This is a genomic window from Candidatus Limnocylindrales bacterium (assembly GCA_035559535.1).
Classification (GTDB): domain Bacteria; phylum Moduliflexota; class Moduliflexia; order Moduliflexales; family JAUQPW01; genus JAUQPW01.
In genome coordinates this window covers 128,353-145,768 of sequence record DATMBG010000033.1, presented here as the reverse complement: position 1 = coordinate 145,768, position 17,416 = coordinate 128,353, and the positions used below count along the sequence as shown (strand labels likewise).

16 protein-coding genes and 1 tRNA gene are annotated in these 17,416 nt (G+C 45.8%); 6 read left to right on the top strand and 11 right to left on the bottom strand.

What is annotated here, in order from left to right; all coding sequences use genetic code 11:
- Positions 1-40: 40 nt before the first annotated feature.
- The 7 genes from VNM22_11095 to VNM22_11065 form a co-directional block, all read right to left on the bottom strand.
- A complete protein-coding gene (locus tag VNM22_11095) occupies positions 41-1,399 on the bottom strand; it encodes a glutamate-cysteine ligase family protein (protein ID HWP47697.1) in 1,359 nt (452 codons plus the stop codon).
- Positions 1,400-1,719: 320 nt separating this feature from the next.
- The gene (locus VNM22_11090; GenBank protein HWP47696.1) at positions 1,720-2,922 is read right to left on the bottom strand and encodes a DUF4384 domain-containing protein; all 1,203 of its coding nucleotides are present in this window, start codon (positions 2,920-2,922) and stop codon (positions 1,720-1,722) included.
- Between the two features lie 226 nt (positions 2,923-3,148).
- Positions 3,149-3,511 carry a glycine zipper domain-containing protein gene (locus VNM22_11085; GenBank protein HWP47695.1) on the bottom strand — a complete coding sequence of 121 codons (363 nt, stop codon included), beginning with the start codon at positions 3,509-3,511 and terminating at the stop codon, positions 3,149-3,151.
- Between the two features lie 130 nt (positions 3,512-3,641).
- Entirely contained in the window at positions 3,642-4,019 is a 378-nt protein-coding gene (locus tag VNM22_11080; protein ID HWP47694.1) for a hypothetical protein, read from the bottom strand.
- Between the two features lie 106 nt (positions 4,020-4,125).
- The gene (locus VNM22_11075; GenBank protein ID HWP47693.1) at positions 4,126-4,704 is read right to left on the bottom strand and encodes a zf-HC2 domain-containing protein; all 579 of its coding nucleotides are present in this window, start codon (positions 4,702-4,704) and stop codon (positions 4,126-4,128) included.
- A gap of 4 nt (positions 4,705-4,708) precedes the next feature.
- The gene (locus tag VNM22_11070; GenBank protein ID HWP47692.1) at positions 4,709-5,242 is read right to left on the bottom strand and encodes an RNA polymerase sigma factor; all 534 of its coding nucleotides are present in this window, start codon (positions 5,240-5,242) and stop codon (positions 4,709-4,711) included.
- Positions 5,243-5,319: 77 nt separating this feature from the next.
- Complete coding sequence (locus VNM22_11065; protein ID HWP47691.1) at positions 5,320-6,015, bottom strand: cytidylate kinase-like family protein; 696 nt, start codon at positions 6,013-6,015, stop codon at positions 5,320-5,322.
- A gap of 338 nt (positions 6,016-6,353) precedes the next feature.
- Between VNM22_11065 and VNM22_11060 the strand changes: the two genes are divergently transcribed.
- From VNM22_11060 to yqeB, 4 genes are all read left to right on the top strand, one after another.
- Positions 6,354-6,435: transfer RNA gene (locus tag VNM22_11060), tRNA-Leu, on the top strand.
- A 126-nt stretch (positions 6,436-6,561) separates the two neighbouring features.
- The gene (dnaB, locus tag VNM22_11055; protein ID HWP47690.1) at positions 6,562-7,923 is read left to right on the top strand and encodes a replicative DNA helicase; all 1,362 of its coding nucleotides are present in this window, start codon (positions 6,562-6,564) and stop codon (positions 7,921-7,923) included.
- 41 nt (positions 7,924-7,964) lie between these two features.
- Positions 7,965-9,233 carry an alanine racemase gene (gene alr, locus VNM22_11050; protein ID HWP47689.1) on the top strand — a complete coding sequence of 423 codons (1,269 nt, stop codon included), beginning with the start codon at positions 7,965-7,967 and terminating at the stop codon, positions 9,231-9,233.
- Positions 9,234-9,240: 7 nt separating this feature from the next.
- The gene (yqeB, locus tag VNM22_11045; protein ID HWP47688.1) at positions 9,241-10,044 is read left to right on the top strand and encodes a selenium-dependent molybdenum cofactor biosynthesis protein YqeB; all 804 of its coding nucleotides are present in this window, start codon (positions 9,241-9,243) and stop codon (positions 10,042-10,044) included.
- A 37-nt stretch (positions 10,045-10,081) separates the two neighbouring features.
- Here yqeB and VNM22_11040 read toward each other — a convergent pair whose 3' ends face one another.
- The 4 genes from VNM22_11040 to VNM22_11025 all read right to left on the bottom strand — a co-directional run bounded on the left by VNM22_11040 (position 10,082) and on the right by VNM22_11025 (position 13,514).
- A complete protein-coding gene (locus tag VNM22_11040; protein HWP47687.1) occupies positions 10,082-10,813 on the bottom strand; it encodes an ABC transporter ATP-binding protein in 732 nt (243 codons plus the stop codon).
- On the bottom strand, positions 10,803-11,528 hold the full coding sequence (locus VNM22_11035) for an ABC transporter ATP-binding protein (GenBank protein HWP47686.1): 726 nt from the start codon (positions 11,526-11,528) through the stop codon (positions 10,803-10,805). The genes VNM22_11040 and VNM22_11035 overlap by 11 nt, the downstream gene beginning before the upstream one ends.
- Positions 11,529-11,699: 171 nt before the next feature.
- A complete protein-coding gene (locus VNM22_11030; protein HWP47685.1) occupies positions 11,700-12,638 on the bottom strand; it encodes a branched-chain amino acid ABC transporter permease in 939 nt (312 codons plus the stop codon).
- Between the two features lie 3 nt (positions 12,639-12,641).
- Complete coding sequence (locus tag VNM22_11025) at positions 12,642-13,514, bottom strand: branched-chain amino acid ABC transporter permease (protein ID HWP47684.1); 873 nt, start codon at positions 13,512-13,514, stop codon at positions 12,642-12,644.
- Between the two features lie 780 nt (positions 13,515-14,294).
- Here VNM22_11025 and VNM22_11020 point away from each other — a divergent pair.
- Together VNM22_11020 and VNM22_11015 are read left to right on the top strand one after the other, a co-directional pair.
- On the top strand, positions 14,295-14,903 hold the full coding sequence (locus VNM22_11020; protein HWP47683.1) for a hypothetical protein: 609 nt from the start codon (positions 14,295-14,297) through the stop codon (positions 14,901-14,903).
- A 211-nt stretch (positions 14,904-15,114) separates the two neighbouring features.
- Complete coding sequence (locus VNM22_11015; protein HWP47682.1) at positions 15,115-17,280, top strand: acetate--CoA ligase family protein; 2,166 nt, start codon at positions 15,115-15,117, stop codon at positions 17,278-17,280.
- Positions 17,281-17,416: the final 136 nt, after the last annotated feature.

Genomic DNA, 17,416 nt, shown 5'->3' with positions numbered 1-17,416 from the left:
TCAGGAGATCAGAGGTTAGAATAGCCTCTGACCTTTGGACTCAGTACCGCGAGTAATCAATTAGCTTTCGAATATCCTGATTCCAGGCTCCCTGCCATAGTTCTATCAAAACTTTACCGGGAGAAGATTTGTGACGGGAGATAAAATCTTGCAAAGGATCGAGATATATCCGTTCGTCTTGTTGGGATTGATTTAAGACCCGCTGACGTTTCAGCCCTTCCAAACTGATTTGAACAAGCTCTTGAACTAAATTTAAGAGGAGGTAATTGCGAATTCGGGCTTCCAGTCCTTGGGAACAGACATCCCAACTTAATTTAACCCATTCCTCCAAACTCCAGTCCTTGATCAGTTCCCAGGCGGCTTCTTTGGCCAGATCATCGTAAAAAATTCCTTTCCAAAAAGCCGGAATCGAAAGAGCCAGGTCGGGTTTAGGATGATCAGCACTTCTCAACTCGATATACTGTTTAAGACGTGCATCGGTAAAAATCGTGGATAGGTGGAGTTCCCAATCTTCCCGGGTGGCCTGATATCCTTTATATCCAGACTGAAGGTATTCACCAAAAGGGATTCCATCCATTTCAATCCACTGGCGGTTGCGTTGGATAAACAGCATGGGAACCCGAAGAGCATAATCAACGTAATCTTGAAATCCGGGATTGGGTTTAGAAAAAATCTCCGGAATGATGCCACAGCGGTCGGGGTCGGTATGGTGCCAGACGTAATAGCGCATGGTGATAAATCCGTTGAGCTGGGATCCGTAAAATGGGGAATTAGCCACCATAGCGGTAACTACAGGGGATAACCCAAAAGCCAGCTTCAGCTTCTCCATGGCATCCTGTTCACCGGTAAAATCTACAGCAGCCTGTACGGTTGCCGTGGCCTTCATCATATAATGGCTGAGAGGGCCCTTATTTTTTAAATATCGGGACATAATCTTGTAGCGACCCTTGGGGACCCAGCCGATTTCTTCTATTTTACTGACCGGTTGCATTCCAATCCCCAGGAAAGCGATTCCCATAGGTTTGGCAATACTATTAAGCTGCCCCCAGTAGTCTCGAAATTCCCTGGCCAGAGTATGTAAGTTATCATAAGGGGAGCTACTTAATTCTATCTGACCCCCCGGTTCCAGGGTGACCCGTGAATTGCCCCGCTGAAGGGCAATGATCGCTTCTCCTTCCCAAATAGGTTGCCAGTCGAACTTCTGAACCATCTCCGTCAGGATGGCCAGAACACCTTTTTCACCGTAGTAGGGGATGGCTTTTCCACTGTCTTCAAATACCCCGACCCCTTCACATTCCATACCGATTCTCTGCTTAGAAGGGGGTTTAGCTACCTGCTGAAAGTACTCTCTAAGTTCTTCCCTGCGGGTAATGGGGTGTTCCGATGTACCTACCTCCATATTGATCTCCTCTGCTAAGATATTACCTTGAACAGTTCCATTGGTTAACTAAACAGTACGACCTTTTCCGTTGGGATGTAAACTAAGGGATAGGATATCCCCTGGGATTATCTCAACCCTTCAGGCCACATTCTTACGGTGAATGGGTATAAGGTAATATCCTATGGAAACCCTATTTACGTCAATATATTTTGATAGGGGGAGATTTTTTCTTGGGCTGAGGTATTGAAAACAACAGAAGAGTTTGAGCAGGAAAAAAGGGGTGTAAGGCTTAGATCAGGAGCGCAGAAGAGTGATTTGCGCTCCCTTTTTAAAAAATTTTAATATCGGGGTCGTTCTGGGCGACTCAATTCATCTTCACGTGCCTGGAATCGGGATCTATCTACCCAGATTTTCAATTCAACCCGCCTATTCTGTAAACGGCCTTCTGGCGTGGCATTGGAAGCTATAGGTCTGGTTTCACCATATCCGATGGTGGTAATCCGAAAACGTTCGACCCCCTGGCTAATCAGGTAATCTGCAACGGATTCTGCCCGTCTTTCCGATAATCTTAGATTATAACTTTCACTTCCTACACTATCGGTATGACCTTCTATGACCACCCGGGTTCTGGGATAACGATTAAGAATATCTGCAACCTGGTTGAGACGATCCCTGGCTCCAGGTCCAAGAGCTGTGGAGTTGGTATCAAAGAGAATAGAGTTTGGCATCGTTACAACCAGACGACCCCGTTCCTTTCGAGTCCTCAGCTCCGGAATTCTTTCGAATTCCCGTCGCTGATTTTCCAGATATTCATCCTCTAAACGGGACGGAGGAGGAGGATTATCCCACTCACCGTAGTCCCATCCTCGATCAACTACCCGGAAAAAGCATTCTGCCGTATCATAATTTCGATAAGTATCCCCTCGAGGTTCTACCCTTAATCTTTGAGCCAGGTTGGTTTGCACACGTTCTTTCAGGGATTTAAACATTCTTTCATTACTTTCATACCCAGACCTCTCTCCCCGGAGTCCCCACTTATAGACCCATTCTGGCTCTCCCTGGTTATAATCCCAACTGTAATAGGGATCTAAGGAGAAAACCGCTTGAATATATTCGGTTCCGGCAGGACCCTCGACTACCAGATCATAATCATATCCTCGACCCGGGATCCGATAAGTTTGTCCCGCATTTACACGGTTATTCGGGCGATATCGATTGGGAAATAAAACTTTCACCTGTCCCCGAGTATCCACATCATAAACGGTAACATATCCATCTTCATTGGCTCTAAAGGAAACGGTTACCGTCTCTCCTGTATAATAAGATCCATTGCACCCCCTATCTAACCAGACATCCACCTTGGGTTCTCTAACCCGGGGTCGGGGAACCAGTTTAAGTTGTGGATTGGACATACTTGCATCGGGGTATCGAAATTCGGGAGTTGGGGGTGGATTTTGTGCACTAACCCCGGCCGGCCATCCACTTATCATAACCAACAAAATTACAGACAGATAAATTGAAAATCTTTTTATATGCTTCATGGGATCCTAACCTCACATTATCTTCTGGTCAAGAAAATACCCTCCTGACACTACCCCTTAGATCGGTAGGAACAATCTCTATTCCTCCCAGGCCAGGAAGGACTATCTTGCTTTGGAAGATCCTCAACAGAGGAGCCCTCGTGGGCAAAATCTGGGCCGAGTTTCCGATTGTTCCTACGCATTCAGGGGTCTATAGAGAGTGCTTTGCACAAGGGTTCTATCCAACCTACCTTCTAATTGTTGAGTTTGGGGCCGGTACCACATAACTTCTCGTTGCTGGACCTTTATAGCCGTAAGGGTAATTGCTGTACCCGTAATTGTAAGGATAATTGCTGTAACCATAATTATACGGGTAACCATTACGACTGTTGTAAGTATCTATTCCATGGCCGATGACTGCTCCGGCAGTCCCGCCTAGGGCCGTTCCGATCAAAGTACTCTGGGTATCATGGCCGATACCATAACCGATTAAAGCCCCTGCACCGGCACCGGTAACAGCTCCAACTTGGGTATTATAACCAGCACAACCGGATACATAAACCATCATTCCTGCCAACAGTAGCACAAATAAAAATTTATTTCTACTCATGATAAGGTCTCCTTTTTGTTCATGGTCCTTTGTCCATGGTCCCTGGTCTATCCCTTCAGGGAGTATAGTCCTGATCAGGATCACTGGCCTCCCTTCCGCCTAGACCATAGACTATGGACAAAGAAAGGTTTTATCGTCGCTTTGCTTCTGCTTCTGCTCTTTTGAAGGCTCCAAGGGCATTTTCGGTTTTTCCCTCGGCTTCAAAGACTTTACCCTTCTGGATCCATGCCGTAGCTCGTGTATCCGGTTGGGTAAAGTAGTTTAAGCTGTTATCTATGATTTGATGGGCGATTGCATATTGTTTAACCCGAATGAGGTTTGTGATGACGGCAGTCAACTCTAAAGCCACCAATTCTTCATTTTTTCCCTGCAATTTAAGTTGAAACAACTCATTCATTTCTGCTGCCACCTGAGGATAATTTTGGTTTTTAAAATGAATCCGAATGCGTTCATGGATGGCCTCCGCCTGCTTCCGTTTTATCTCCCCTGCATCTTGAGCATACCCCATGTCTATAAGGCCTAGGACCCCTGTTATTATAAAACAAAGTAACACCCTTTTTACTTTTATCATCTTTGATTAACTTTTCTTCTATAAGATCCCAAATGGTCTTTTCTTATAGAGAAAACGGATTTTTCTCCAGGGTCTCGCTCTCTGAAGGAAATGAAGACCCAAAGTAATTCACATTAAGATCCAGGGAAACCTCTTTAAAAGTATCAAACGGATTGTCGTCTAAACTCTCTATAACTTGAGAACCAAACGGATTAATCTCTAAGCTTATATGGGTCGGGCTGTGCTTTTCAACCCAAGCCATCAAAGTTCGCTTTTCCTGATACTTATCATACAAACTGAAGGTCATCAGGATCAGCAGGATAGCTGCCAGGGAACCAACCAGGGTTGGTGTATGGATAAAATAAGCATAACGTGCTATCAAGTCTTGAAGAGTGGAGAGGACCCTATCCCAGAAATCAACTTTTTTCCTGCTAATCTGCCGCTCTATCCGTATCCAGATGGCGGGATCAGGATCAAAAACCTCGGCTTCATCCATCATAACCTGCATCTTTAGCAAAGATTCATACTCAGTCTTACAATTCAAACAAGTCATCAAATGCGTACGAAGTTGCGCCGCAGTTTTCTCGTTCAATTCCTTATCGATATAGGCTGAAAGTTCCTGGCAACAAAGTTGACAGTTCATATCGTTAATTTAAATACTTTTTAATATGCTCTCGAACTTTAAGTCGAGCCCGGTGAATATCTGTTTTGACTGCAGGAACGGAGCGTCCTACAATCTCTGCAATTTCCTGGTAGCTATGATTTTGAATAGCCGCCAATATAAGTACGGTTTTTAATTTTAAAGGAAGCGAATCCAGGGCCGATTGAACAACATCACTTAATTCTCCATGTAAGTAGGCTTCTTCCGGGGTTTTTTCTGTGCTGGGTATTTGAATAGCTTCCTCCTCCAAGGGTTTAACCCGAGATCCATGTCGTCGTGCCTTTTGATATACTTCGTTTCTGGCAATACTGAAAAGCCAGGATTTAAATCGGCTATCATCTCTTAAGTTTTTAAGATCTTGGAAAGCCTTTACAAAGGTTTCTTGGGTTAAATCCTCCGCATCTTCTTTAGACCCCGTCAACCGATATACAAAATTGTAGATGTCTTTTCCAAAAAGTTTATATAGTTCGTGAAATGCGTTTACATCATCTTGTTTGGCCTTGCTGACAAGATCAATCAACTATCTCTTTACTCCAGAAATTAAGGTTTTCAAAAAGCATTTTCCAATTTAAGAGATGAGAGGAAAGCAAAAAAGTTTCAAAAAATTTGTTTCCATATCCACAAAATAGTTTGGGCAGAGTGATCAAGGCCCAATTTTGCAGTATTAAGAACGAGATGATAGAGGGTAGGATCTGAAATATAGGCATCATGATAGTGTCGGATATAATCCGAACTGTTCAGGTCGACTTCATAGATAAGGTTCTCGGCTTCCTCACGGCCCAAGTTTTTTAACTCCATAACCCGCTGAATTCTAAACTCAAGAGGAGCTACGATCCGCACATGGAGGGTCTTTGGAAAATCTTGAAGGATACATTGCCCACCACGACCTATAATAACAACCCCTTTTTCCCGGGCAGCCAGTCTATGCATAAGTTCTCGCATCATCTTAGCATAGATTTCTGAATCAAAGCATCCTGTGGTATCGAAAGGGGTTACCGGTCGATTCAGTTTTTCTTCCAATTCCTTCCGTTTTTGTCTGTCGATATAACTTTCCAGGTAATTCAGTATATTCTCGATAGGGTGAAGATCAAAAAATTTAGAGATAAATGCTTTCCGATCACTGTGACGTTCCTGGTCAAACTCTTCTACAAGTTTCTCATCTACTCCCACTCTTAACGCAATTTCATAAATTAATTCTTTATCAAACAGATCGAACCCCAATAGTTCGGCTACCCTTCTTCCGATATCGGTTCCCCCTGCACCAAATTCTTTGGATATGGTAACAACAGGCATATCAAGCTCCTCCTCTTTGTGACTTACAGTCAAAACAAAAGGCAAAAACCTGGACCTTGCCTTTCGGATGAAAAATTTTCGATTTCTTTAAGAATTAGCTAACTTAGTTTAAAAGTCAAGGGTTTTATTGGGAACTGAAGTCCGAGACAAGTGTAGAGGTTACGCATTGAAGGTTGGGATAAAAAATCTTTCTCCGAAGTCTCCAGGTTAGTTTCTACTTTTATTCTAATCTCTAACTTGCGGCCCCCCCCGGACTCCTAACTGTTACATTTTTATTGACAGAAACCGATCTACGCATTATTCTGTTACTGTAAATAGGATGATAAAGGTTAAGATATGCCGAAGTGGTGGAATTGGTAGACACACCATCTTGAGGGGGTGGCGAGGAAACTCGTGGGGGTTCGAGTCCCCCCTTCGGCATTATTAAAGACCTGATTCACAAGTAGAACATCTTACGCCTTTATAACTTTCATCCAGCGAGTCTCCCTCCTTTGTTTTTCTTTAGTTCCATGATGTTAGGTATTATACGTTACGTATTATGTGGTTATGGACAAAGTCGCTAAAAAGACCTTTGAAAAGCTCCCACCCCATGATCTGGATGCAGAGCAATCTGTTTTGGGAGCTATTTTAATCGATAACGAAGCCCTTTATAAAGCATTAGAGCTCCTCAGACCGGAAGATTTCTATCATCCTTCCCATAGTAAAATTTTCGAGTGCATGATTACCCTTTCGGAGCGGGAAGAGGTTATCGATTTTCTCACCCTAAAAAACGAATTAGAACGGCGCGGACAATTAGACGAGGTGGGAGGCCCTCCGTATATTGCAGCCCTGGTGGATGTAGTTCCTACGGCTGCCAATGTAGAATTTCATGCCCGGATCGTCCATGAAAAATCCGTTGCGCGACGGTTGCTTCAGGCGGCTATTCAAATTACTACGCGTTGTTATGACGAGTCGGAAGAGATCGACCAATTAGTGGAAGATGCCGAACGGCTGATTTTTGAGATCTCTGAAACCCGAATTCGAGAAGGATTTTCTCCCCTGAAGGAAGTTATCAAAGAGAGTTTTAAAACCATTGAAAGTCTTTACGATAAGAAGGGATTTATTACCGGTATCCCCACGGGATTCATTGAGTTAGACCGGCTTACCTCGGGATTACAACCCTCCGATCTGATTATTGTGGCGGCCCGGCCTGCTATGGGAAAGTCTTCCTTTTGTCTGAATATCGCACAGCATGTTGGCGTAAGGGAAAGGATTCCTACTGCGATTTTTAGCCTGGAAATGTCTAAGGAACAATTGGGAATTCGTCTGTTATGTGCAGAGGCTCGGGTAGATTCTCATCGGGTTCGAACTGGTTATGTATCTCGAGAAGATTGGCCGCGCCTTTCGGCTGCAGCAGAAACCCTTTCGGCAGCACCTATTTATATTGATGATACTCCCGCGATCTCTGTTCTAGAAATGCGAGCCAAAGCCCGACGACTTAAAGCGGAGCGTGGCCTCGGATTGATTATTGTCGATTACCTTCAATTGGTACGATCCACGAGGCGACATGAAAATCGTCAGCAGGAAGTTACGGAAATCTCCCGATCTTTAAAAGCCCTGGCCAAGGAATTGAACGTCCCCGTTATTGCACTCTCCCAGCTAAGCCGGGCTGTAGAAACCCGATCGGACCGAAAACCCCAATTATCAGACCTTCGTGAGAGCGGTTCCCTGGAACAGGACTCCGACGTGGTCCTCTTTATCTACCGTCCCGATGCCTATGATCCCGAAGAACAAGAAGGTATCGCCGAAATTATCATCGGTAAACAACGAAACGGCCCTGTCGGGACTGTTCAACTGGCCTTTATCAAAGAGTACACACGGTTCGAAAATCTAGAGACTTCTCACCGGAATGAAGGACAACCTTTTTAAAATAACCTAAAAAAATATAAAAAAATAAGAGGAGAGGGAGAATGGGAGAACAGGAGAACAACTACTTGCTCTCCTATTTTCCCGTTCTTCCCTCTTTGGCTTTGCGTCCTACCTTTGTTGAAGTTGATCTGGAAGGTCTGATCTATAACTTTTTCCTCCTCCGGAATCATGTAGGAAACCAGGTTGAAATCTTACCGGTTATTAAAGCAGATGCCTATGGCCACGGGGTTTTACCTGTTGCCCGTGAATTAATTCAGGCGGGAGCCAAGAAATTAGCCGTAGCAACCCTTGAAGAAGGAATAGAACTACGAGAAGCTGGCCTTCAGAACCCCATTGTGATCTTGGGTGGAATAGTGGACCGACAGGTCTCCCAGGTTATTACTTATCGGCTAACCCCCTTTGTTTTTGACTTAAAAACTGTACAGGCCCTTTCTCATCAGGCCATTCAAAAGGAGAGAATTGTAAAAGTCCATGTTGAAGTCGATACCGGCATGGGACGCCTGGGCGTTCCCTACACAGAAGCCCTCGGTTTTCTCGAAATCCTTTTTACATATCCTGGAATAGAACTGGAAGGTCTGGCAACCCATTTTGCTACAGCCGATGAACCTGAAGATGAATTTGTCAAAATTCAGATCCATCGGTTCTATCAAATTTACCATCAGGTCAAAAAAGCGGGCTATCCGATACCATTTTATCACATCTCTAATAGTGCCGGCCTGCTAAATGCACTGGTTAGCGACCAGATGAAGCAGTTTGAAGGGGTCACCGGGGGACTGACCCCCATTTTTAATATGGTAAGACCCGGCATTGCTTTGTACGGAATTCCCCCCTCCCCAGACCTGGCTTCTGTACTTCCATTAAAGCCGGTCATGAAATTTAAAACCGAAGTGGTATTCCTTAAAAGAGTTTCCCCAGGAACCCCTATCAGCTATGGAAGGAGTTTTATAACTTCTCAAGAAAGCCTCATTGCTACCCTACCGGTAGGATACGGAGATGGATACAGTCGGTTTTTATCCAACAAGGGAGAAGTCTTAATTCAAGGGAGGAGATGTCCCATTATAGGCCGGGTTTGTATGGACTTCTGCATGGTGGATGTATCCAGAATTCCCCAGGTAAGGGTGGGAGATGAAGTTGTTTTGCTGGGAAATCAAGAAACTGACCAAATCACAGCTACTGAGGTAGCTGCCTGGATAGGAACGATTCCCTACGAAGTTGTCTGCTCCATCGGTCGCAGAGTTCCACGGGTCTACCTTAAAGAAGGTAAAGTGGTCTGCGTTCGAGGACATGACCAGGTATACCGCTACTCTTAGAGGAAAAATGCCCTTAGATCTGAAAATTTTAATCCGGGGCGGTGGCGAAATGGCAACGGGCGTTGCGCATCGATTGGCTCGGGCTCATTTTAAGGTTTGTATAACCGAAATCCCACAACCTCTGGCAGTCCGGCGAGAAGTTTCTTTTAGTGAAGCCATCTACGAGGGGGAAAAAGAAGTCGAGGGGATTATAGCCAGATATGTCGACTCTTTAGAAAAGATTTTTCAGGAATGGGAAAGGGAAGCTATTCCCGTTCTAATAGATCCGGTCGCCTCTATCAAGGCGGATCTAAAACCAGATGTTTTGATCGATGCTATACTGGCAAAAAAAAATCTCGGAACCCATCTATCCGATGCCCCTCTGGTTATAGGTTTGGGTCCCGGTTTCCGGGCTGGTGAGGATGTTCACATGGTAGTGGAAACCAATCGGGGCCATCACCTCGGGCGGTTAATCTTGAAGGGTTGTGCCGAAGCAGATACGGGAGTTCCCGGGGTCATTGGTGGATATACTTCTGAACGGGTATTAAGGGCCCCAGGACCTGGAAGGACTCTGCACATGAGAAAGATCGGAGATAGGGTAAAAGCCGGAGAAACGGTTCTATATGTCGGTCAAACTCCCGTAAAAGCCCAGATTCCAGGAGTCCTTCGGGGACTTATTCGGGAAGGAATCCAGGTTCCCCAGGGAATTAAAGTGGGGGATATTGATCCCAGGGGAATTCTGGAACATTGCTATACCATCTCAGAAAAAGCCCGAGCCATCGCAGGAGGAGTTTTAGAAGGCATCTTGATGGTGTTTAATGGTACTTCATAAATCCAAACCCGACCGGGAATCCTTAATCCTCTAACGATTAGACCCCTAAATAGTATTTTTTCACAAGCTCGTGTTTGCCCAGTTCTTCAGGATTAAGACCCTCAAGTTCAATTTTCCCTTCAATGAGGAGGTAGCCCCGATCTGCTACTTTTGCTGCCTGATGAAAGTTTTGCTCGGCCATCAAAACTGTTAACCCATACCGCTCCTGGAGCTCCTTGATTTTTGCAATTACTCGACTGACCCAGACAGGTGCTAATCCAATAGAGGGTTCATCCACCAGGAGAATGCGTGGCTGAGCCATGAGAGCTCTGGCTATGGCCAGCATTTGCTGCTCTCCTCCACTTAAAGTACCCGCCAATTGATGCCTGCGTTCTGCTAAAATAGGGAAAGTTTCAAAGCAAAAGGCCAGATTTTGGCGTAAACTTTTACGGGCTTCTTTACGATAGGCCCCAACCAGCAAGTTTTCTTCGACGGTCAGTTTCGAGAACAGCCTTCTCCCTTCGGGAACCAGAGAGATTCCTAAATTTACAATCTCTTCCGGGGATCTGCCCGTTAACTCCATAGGTTGACCGTTCAGTTCCAGATATATTTCACCCAGGTTGGGAACCACTAGACCCATTATGCAGTGAATCAGGGTAGTTTTGCCATTACCATTGGTACCCAGGAGAACCACCATCTCTCCCTCATTTAACACCAGGGATATACCATGCAAGACCTGGACCGCTCCATAACCGGCATAGATATCTTTTATAACTAATCTACTCGCCAAGATAGATCCTCTCCACCTCTTCAATTTTCACAATTTCTTCCGGCGTCCCTTCTGCAATCTTACTTCCGGCATTGAGAACTACTACCCTCTGGGAAAATCCCATGACCGCTCTCATGATATGTTCAACCATCACGACGGCAATACCTTGCCGATTTAGCTCGTAAAGAAGTCCAAGAAGTTCGTCTACTTCCCCGGTAGACAATCCGGCCATGACTTCATCTAACAGGAGTAGTTTTGGTTTAATCGCCAGCGCTCGGGCCAGTTCTAACCTTCGCAGATCAATTTGAGTCAATTCGGTGGATTTTACATTCCTCTTTGAGATCAACCCAACCCGCTGAAGAATCTGCTGGGCCTCGTCTACTACCTGGGATTGTGAGGATTTTTCATGGGTCGCATACTCAAGGGGTATGCATACATTATCCAGAACGGTCATACTTGGGAAGGGCCTGGGAATCTGAAAACTTCTGGCAATTCCCAGTCGGGCCCTCCGGTAAGCCGGCCATGTGGTAATCTCTTGTCTATGAAAAAACACTTTGCCCCTATCACAGGCTTGAAGCCCGGAAATGATACCGATTAAGGTAGACTTTCCCGAACCGTTCGGCCCGATTAAACCAACTCTCTCGCCTATATAAATATGTAAGGAAACCTCCCTCAGGGCCTGAAAACCTCCAAACCGTTTGGAAATTTTTTCTACTTCTAGAAGTGGTACCGACATTAATTTGCTACCAAAACAGTAGGGGCGTAAGGCCTTACGCCCCTACGCCCGTACTAGTATGGAAGTGTGGGGGTATGGGAGTATGGGGGTATAAGTACTTATTCTTCCACACTTCCATACTCCCATACCCCCATACCCCCATACTCTTATACTTCCCCGATGTCCTCCCAGCTAAAGAATCTTTTTCCGGTAACGTCTGATGAGTCCTACGATACCGTCGGGGGCCAGAATAACAAATCCAACGAGTAGAAGGCCTACAATCAGCAGGTTAAAGACCGAGGAGACGGTTACGGTGACGGCTTGCTGTAAGGTGCCTAATAGTAAAGCCCCGATAACCGGTCCAGACCAGGTGGTTGTACCGCCGATCAAAGCCATGGCCAGACTGTTAACCGTTACATCCATTCCCATGGTACTCCGGGGTTCCAGATAAGTGATATAGTAAGGAAACGGTGCACCGGCGACTCCCATAAAAAATCCACTTATCGTAGCCGCTAACAGTTTCAGTTTAAACACCGGAACACCCAGGCATTCTGCAGCCTCTTCATTATCCCGGATCGCCGTAAGCCCTCTACCGATCCAGGATCGTTCGATGTATCGCGCGATAAAGATGGTCAACAGGGCTAATAGCACCATGAGCAGGTATAGAAACTCTGGATAGGTAGAAAAGGGGGCTACAGGTTTTGGTCGATGTACATACAGGCCCCTTGCTCCTCCCAAGGCCGGTGTACTTACGATAACCGTCTCAAGGACAACGGCCAGAGCCAGGGTTGCGATGGCGAAAAAAACACCCCGCAATCTCAACGTGAGACATCCGATGCCCATACCCAGGATGGCCGATACAAACCCCCCAAAAATCAGTGCAACGGGTAAGCTCGTTTTGAGATTCAGAATTAACATCGCCGCCGTGTAAGCTCCCAGAGCAAAAAAAGCTCCTACACCAAAATTTACATATCCCGTATACCCTCCCAGGATATTCCACGCCGTCGACAGAATGATATATTGCAAGATTACATAAGCAGCGAAATAGAAATAAGCCAGGTGAAAGATCAGCGGTACGGCCATGCCGACTGTTAGACAAACGATGAGAATCGGTACAGCTAATTTTTTCAAAAATCACCTCCCAAAAAGTCCCGATGGCTTGATCGCCAGCACCAGCAAGAGGATGCTGAACGAAACCGCCAGGGCCCAGGCCGGGCCGTAAAATGTCGAGGTAAGACTCTCGATTATGCCCAGGATCATGGCAGCAACCCAGGTACCCCCTATGCTTCCCATACCACCTAAAACGACTACGGCAAATGCTCTTCCTATGAACTCTCTACCGGAAGAGGGTTCTATAGGATTCATGATGATCATAAGAGCTCCGGCAATACAGGCAATTGCGATGGAAAGCCCGAAGGCAATAGATTTAACGGCCATCGGATTTGCACCCATCAACCTGACCGCCGTACTATCCTGAGACACCCCCCGGATGATCCGGCCCAAAAATGTTCGGGACAGAAAAAGATACAAAACCACTGTAATAAGTAATCCGACAATAAAAGGAAAGAGCAGGCGTAAGGGGATACCCAGAATGCCAATATGTACCGATTGACCGGTGTATCTGGACTCCACCAGCCTGTAATCCACTCCATAGGTCAACAATAAACTTACTTCAATCAAAAAAAGGATACCAAAAAAGAATACCAGTCCTCGCAAGGACTGTTCCCCTTTCTTTTCGAAAAAATGGTAATATCCTCGATAGAGAATCCATCCAAATCCATAAAAAATAGGCGCCAACAAAAAACCGGCCAGGATGGGATCCATACCCATCCTAGTATTAAGTGTATAAACCCCGTACCCACTAAGAATGGCGAAAACCGGATGGGCAATATTGGCAATGTCCAGCAATCCAAAGGAGAGGGAAAGTCCCATGCTGATGGTTGCGTAAAATCCTCCCAGCAGAATTCCTGTGACCACTGCGTTCACCAATAACTCAAAGCTAAACATACTCATTCACAAAGTCTATCTGATCCTCGCAAGAATTTGGAGAATGGGTCGAAAAAAAAACAGTTAATTTGCCTTAGCGTAATTCCCCAACTGGTTCAATCCGCGCTAAGCGAACCAAATCAGAAGTAAACTTATCTTTAGGGAGTAGGAGAGTCAAGCAAAAAATCAAAGGTCTCCCTATACGGGATGCAAGTTCATGGGATATCTTGTTGAATACCTTAGCAAAGATAAAGATAGAGGAGACTCAGGGCAAAAATAATCTTTGTGGCTTCCAGACCTTTACGGTTTACACGAACTGTTCAATGGAAAAGGAAGTAATACCAAATAAATATTGAAATCCAGATCGACTCCCCAAGCCCCCCCTTTCCTGTAGGGATGAGGGGCCCCCCATCCCTACATTCAGGAGAAGGGGTTCATCGGAAGCCAGCCAGGAGATCTTCTTATTTCTCCCTTGTGGGAGAGGGACCGGGGGTATACGCGCCAGGATAAGAGTGAGATCCCTGAGAGGGCCCCCTTAATGTCAAACGAGACGCTTAACCTGCTAACCTTCCCCCGCTTTGCAGGGGAAGGTACTTTGAAGCGAAGTTCCCTCCCCTGTGAAACGGGAGAGGGACAGGGTAGGGGCACTTTAACCTGGTGCCTATGAGGGCCGGGGGTGAGGGGAGAAGAGGAATAATCCAGAATTAACTTTACAAAATATTACACAGGCTTAAAAAATTTTTGACAGAATGCCCTGAAATCCTGTATATAACCTTTAAACCTAAAAAGGAGCTTGCTTAGATGAAAACTTTTATATTCAGCATGATTCTTTTTCCATTTTTTATGGGTATGGTCACTACACGTCTAAATGAAGAGTTAAAGACTCAATTTCCCGTGAAACTTAAGGAAGGTTACTCGCTTTTCATTCAGACGGAGGAAGGATGTAAACCTATCCAGGCCTGTTCCTGGCTCACTGCAAAGAAAGGAGATCAGGAGATCAAAATCGAAACCATCCAGGACCTCTCTCAAGTCATAGAAGAAGTCCGGGATGAAAAAGAAGCCCTTGCTCTGGTCAATTTCTTCACCTCCGAGTCCTATGGCTTTTTATTTAAAGATAGTCACTGCCGGACTCTTCAAAGAAAGACAAGTCCAAACCAGAAATTCCTGGTGGTGGATGAACAGACTTATCAGGCCTGGAAATTAGAAGAACCCAAAGTAGAACGAAAAGACGGTCAATTCCGGATTATTCGATTTCTGGCCTGCTATCCTCAATTGGATAAAGGAGAAACCGAGGCCAGACTTGTCAAAGTCTCTGAAGTGGTGGACAAAACGGGGAAATATGAAATGATAGGTAAGGAGGTCATTGCAAAGGGACCGGAAGTCCAAAAACTCTTGCCGTATTACAAATGATCTTTTACCCCGGGTCTCCGGTATTTGGTACAGAAGGTTCCTGATGCCGGGTAAGTCAAGGTGTAAAGTGCCCTCGGGCACTCCAGCTATAACCCATTGATCGGTCATATAGATGTTGCATCTGAAAGGTAGTCTGTTACGAATAGATTATCAACCCATTCCTGTGCTTCGGGTTGAAAAGTACGGGAACCAAAACGGGTAAGGGAGAATTTTGGTCGGAAAAGACAGAGCGAAACAAATTATAGACCTGGCGCTGAGCCAGAGTCGAAAAGTTCTTACAGAAGTAGAATCAAAGGAAATCTTGGAGGGATATGGAGTTTCTATTCCCCAGCAGGTATTTGTTCCTTATTCAACAGAAAAGTTACCGGTTAAGCTTTTACAGGCTGTTGAGGAAATAGGATTCCCGGCGGTTCTGAAAATTGTCTCTCCCCATATCCTTCACAAAACGGAGGTACAGGGGGTTAAATTAGGGATTACTTCTCTCCAGGAGCTACAGGCAGCTTACCAGGAGATCCTGGTTAATGCCCAGACATTTGCCCCACAGGCTGAAATTCAAGGGGTCCTGATCCAAGAGATGATTTCTCAGGGTCGAGAAGTGCTTATCGGAGTCAGACGGGATCCGGTTTTTGGTCCTTTTATCCTTTTCGGCCTGGGGGGTATTTGGGTTGAGATCTTCCAGGATACTACCCTGCGGGCTTCTCCCCTTTCACGGGAAGAAGCCTGGACCATGATCGGTGAAATTAGAGGAAGTCCTCTTTTAAAAGGTTACCGGGGGGAACCTCCTTTGGATCTAGAGTCCCTGGTGGAAACCCTTTTAAAAGTCTCCCGTTTGGTCGAAGATCTGGAAGAGATTCAAGAGATGGATCTTAATCCGGTTCTGGTTCGGGAATCCGGAAAGGGTTCTCTGGCTCTTGATGCCAGAATTATTTTAAGCAGGCCCCGGTGGACAGGTGATAAGGCATGGACCTGGGTTTCAAGAGATAGTGGACAGAAGGCCTTAGACGCGTTATTAAATCCCCGATCCATTGCCGTAATTGGAGCTTCCAGGAACCCTGGAAGTTTAGGAGAGCGACTTTTCACGAATCTCCTCCAACATGAGTTTCAAGGTAGACTTTATCCGGTAAATCCCAAGGAAACCCATTTACAGGGACTACCCTGCTATCCCTCTATTCGGGAAGTCCCTGAGCCGGTAGATTTAGCCTGTTTGGTGGTTCCTGCCGGGGCTATTCCGGGTATTCTCCAGGAATGCGGGGAAAAAGGGGTTAAGTCGGCTATTGTGTATGCTTCCGGTTATGCCGAAGCGGGAGACTCCGGTGAAGCTCTCCAGAGGAATCTGCTTGAAGCAGCTAGGATCGCCGGGATTCGGTTTTGTGGTCCTAACGCCATGGGGATCGTGAATACGGCAGCTCATGTTTTTGCCAATTTCAGTATGGCCATGCAAACGGATTCGATTCCACCCGGAGAGATTGCCTTTATTACTCAAAGTGGCGCCTTGGGTGGATCCCTGTTAAGTCGCCTTTTGGAGCAGGGAGTTGGGTTTAGTTACTTTATTGCTTCCGGTAATGAAGCCGATCTGGAAACCGCGGACTATTTAGAATACCTGACCCAAGATTCCCATACCCGAACCATCGTCCTCTTCCTGGAAGGGGTTCAAGATGGGCCCAAATTCCAGCGAGCCGGAAGAAAGGCTTTAGAAGCAGGAAAACCGGTCGTCGTGTTTAAGAACGGTCGTACAGAACTGGGCGGGATGGCCGTGAAATCTCACACGGGAGTTTTAGCAGGAAATGACCGGGTCTACGAAGCTATCTTCAAAAAGTTGGGAATGATCCGGGTTTATCAGGTAATGGATCTTTTTGATATAGCCCTGGCTTTGACCTGGCAACCCCTCCCTCAAGGAAAACGCATTGGAATTGTTTCCACTTCTGGTGGCGCCTGTAGTCTTATGGCAGATGCCTGTATCGAAGCCGGCTTAGAAGTACCTCAACTTTCCGAAGAAGTGGTAAGTAAAATTCAACAGATTATTCCTCCTTTTGGTTCTGCTCAAAACCCCGTCGATGTGACAGCCCAGGTTCTGGCTCATCCAAACCTCTATCAACAAACCCTCCAGGCAGTCTTGGAAGATCCCCATATCGATGGGATTATCGTCCTGTTGACCACCCTGCGAGAGCCTATTGCCTCTGAATTGGCCTGTGGAATTGTAGAAGCTGTCCGACAAAATAGAGAAAAACCCATCCTGGTCGTATGGACTATCGCCAAGTCCTTAGCCCAACAGGGTATCGCGCATCTCATGAATCACCGGATCCCAGTATACTCGGTCCCGGAAACAGGCGTCAAGGCTATGAAAGCCCTCGTGCAGTATAAACAGTTTGTTAAATAATAAAAGACTATACCTTTGCAATTTTAAAAGGTTTATCCCTGAAGGGGTCAAAAGTATGGAAGTGTGGGAGTATGGGGGTAGAGGGGTATATTCTCCTATACTCCCACACTTCCGTACTTCCATACTCCCACACTTC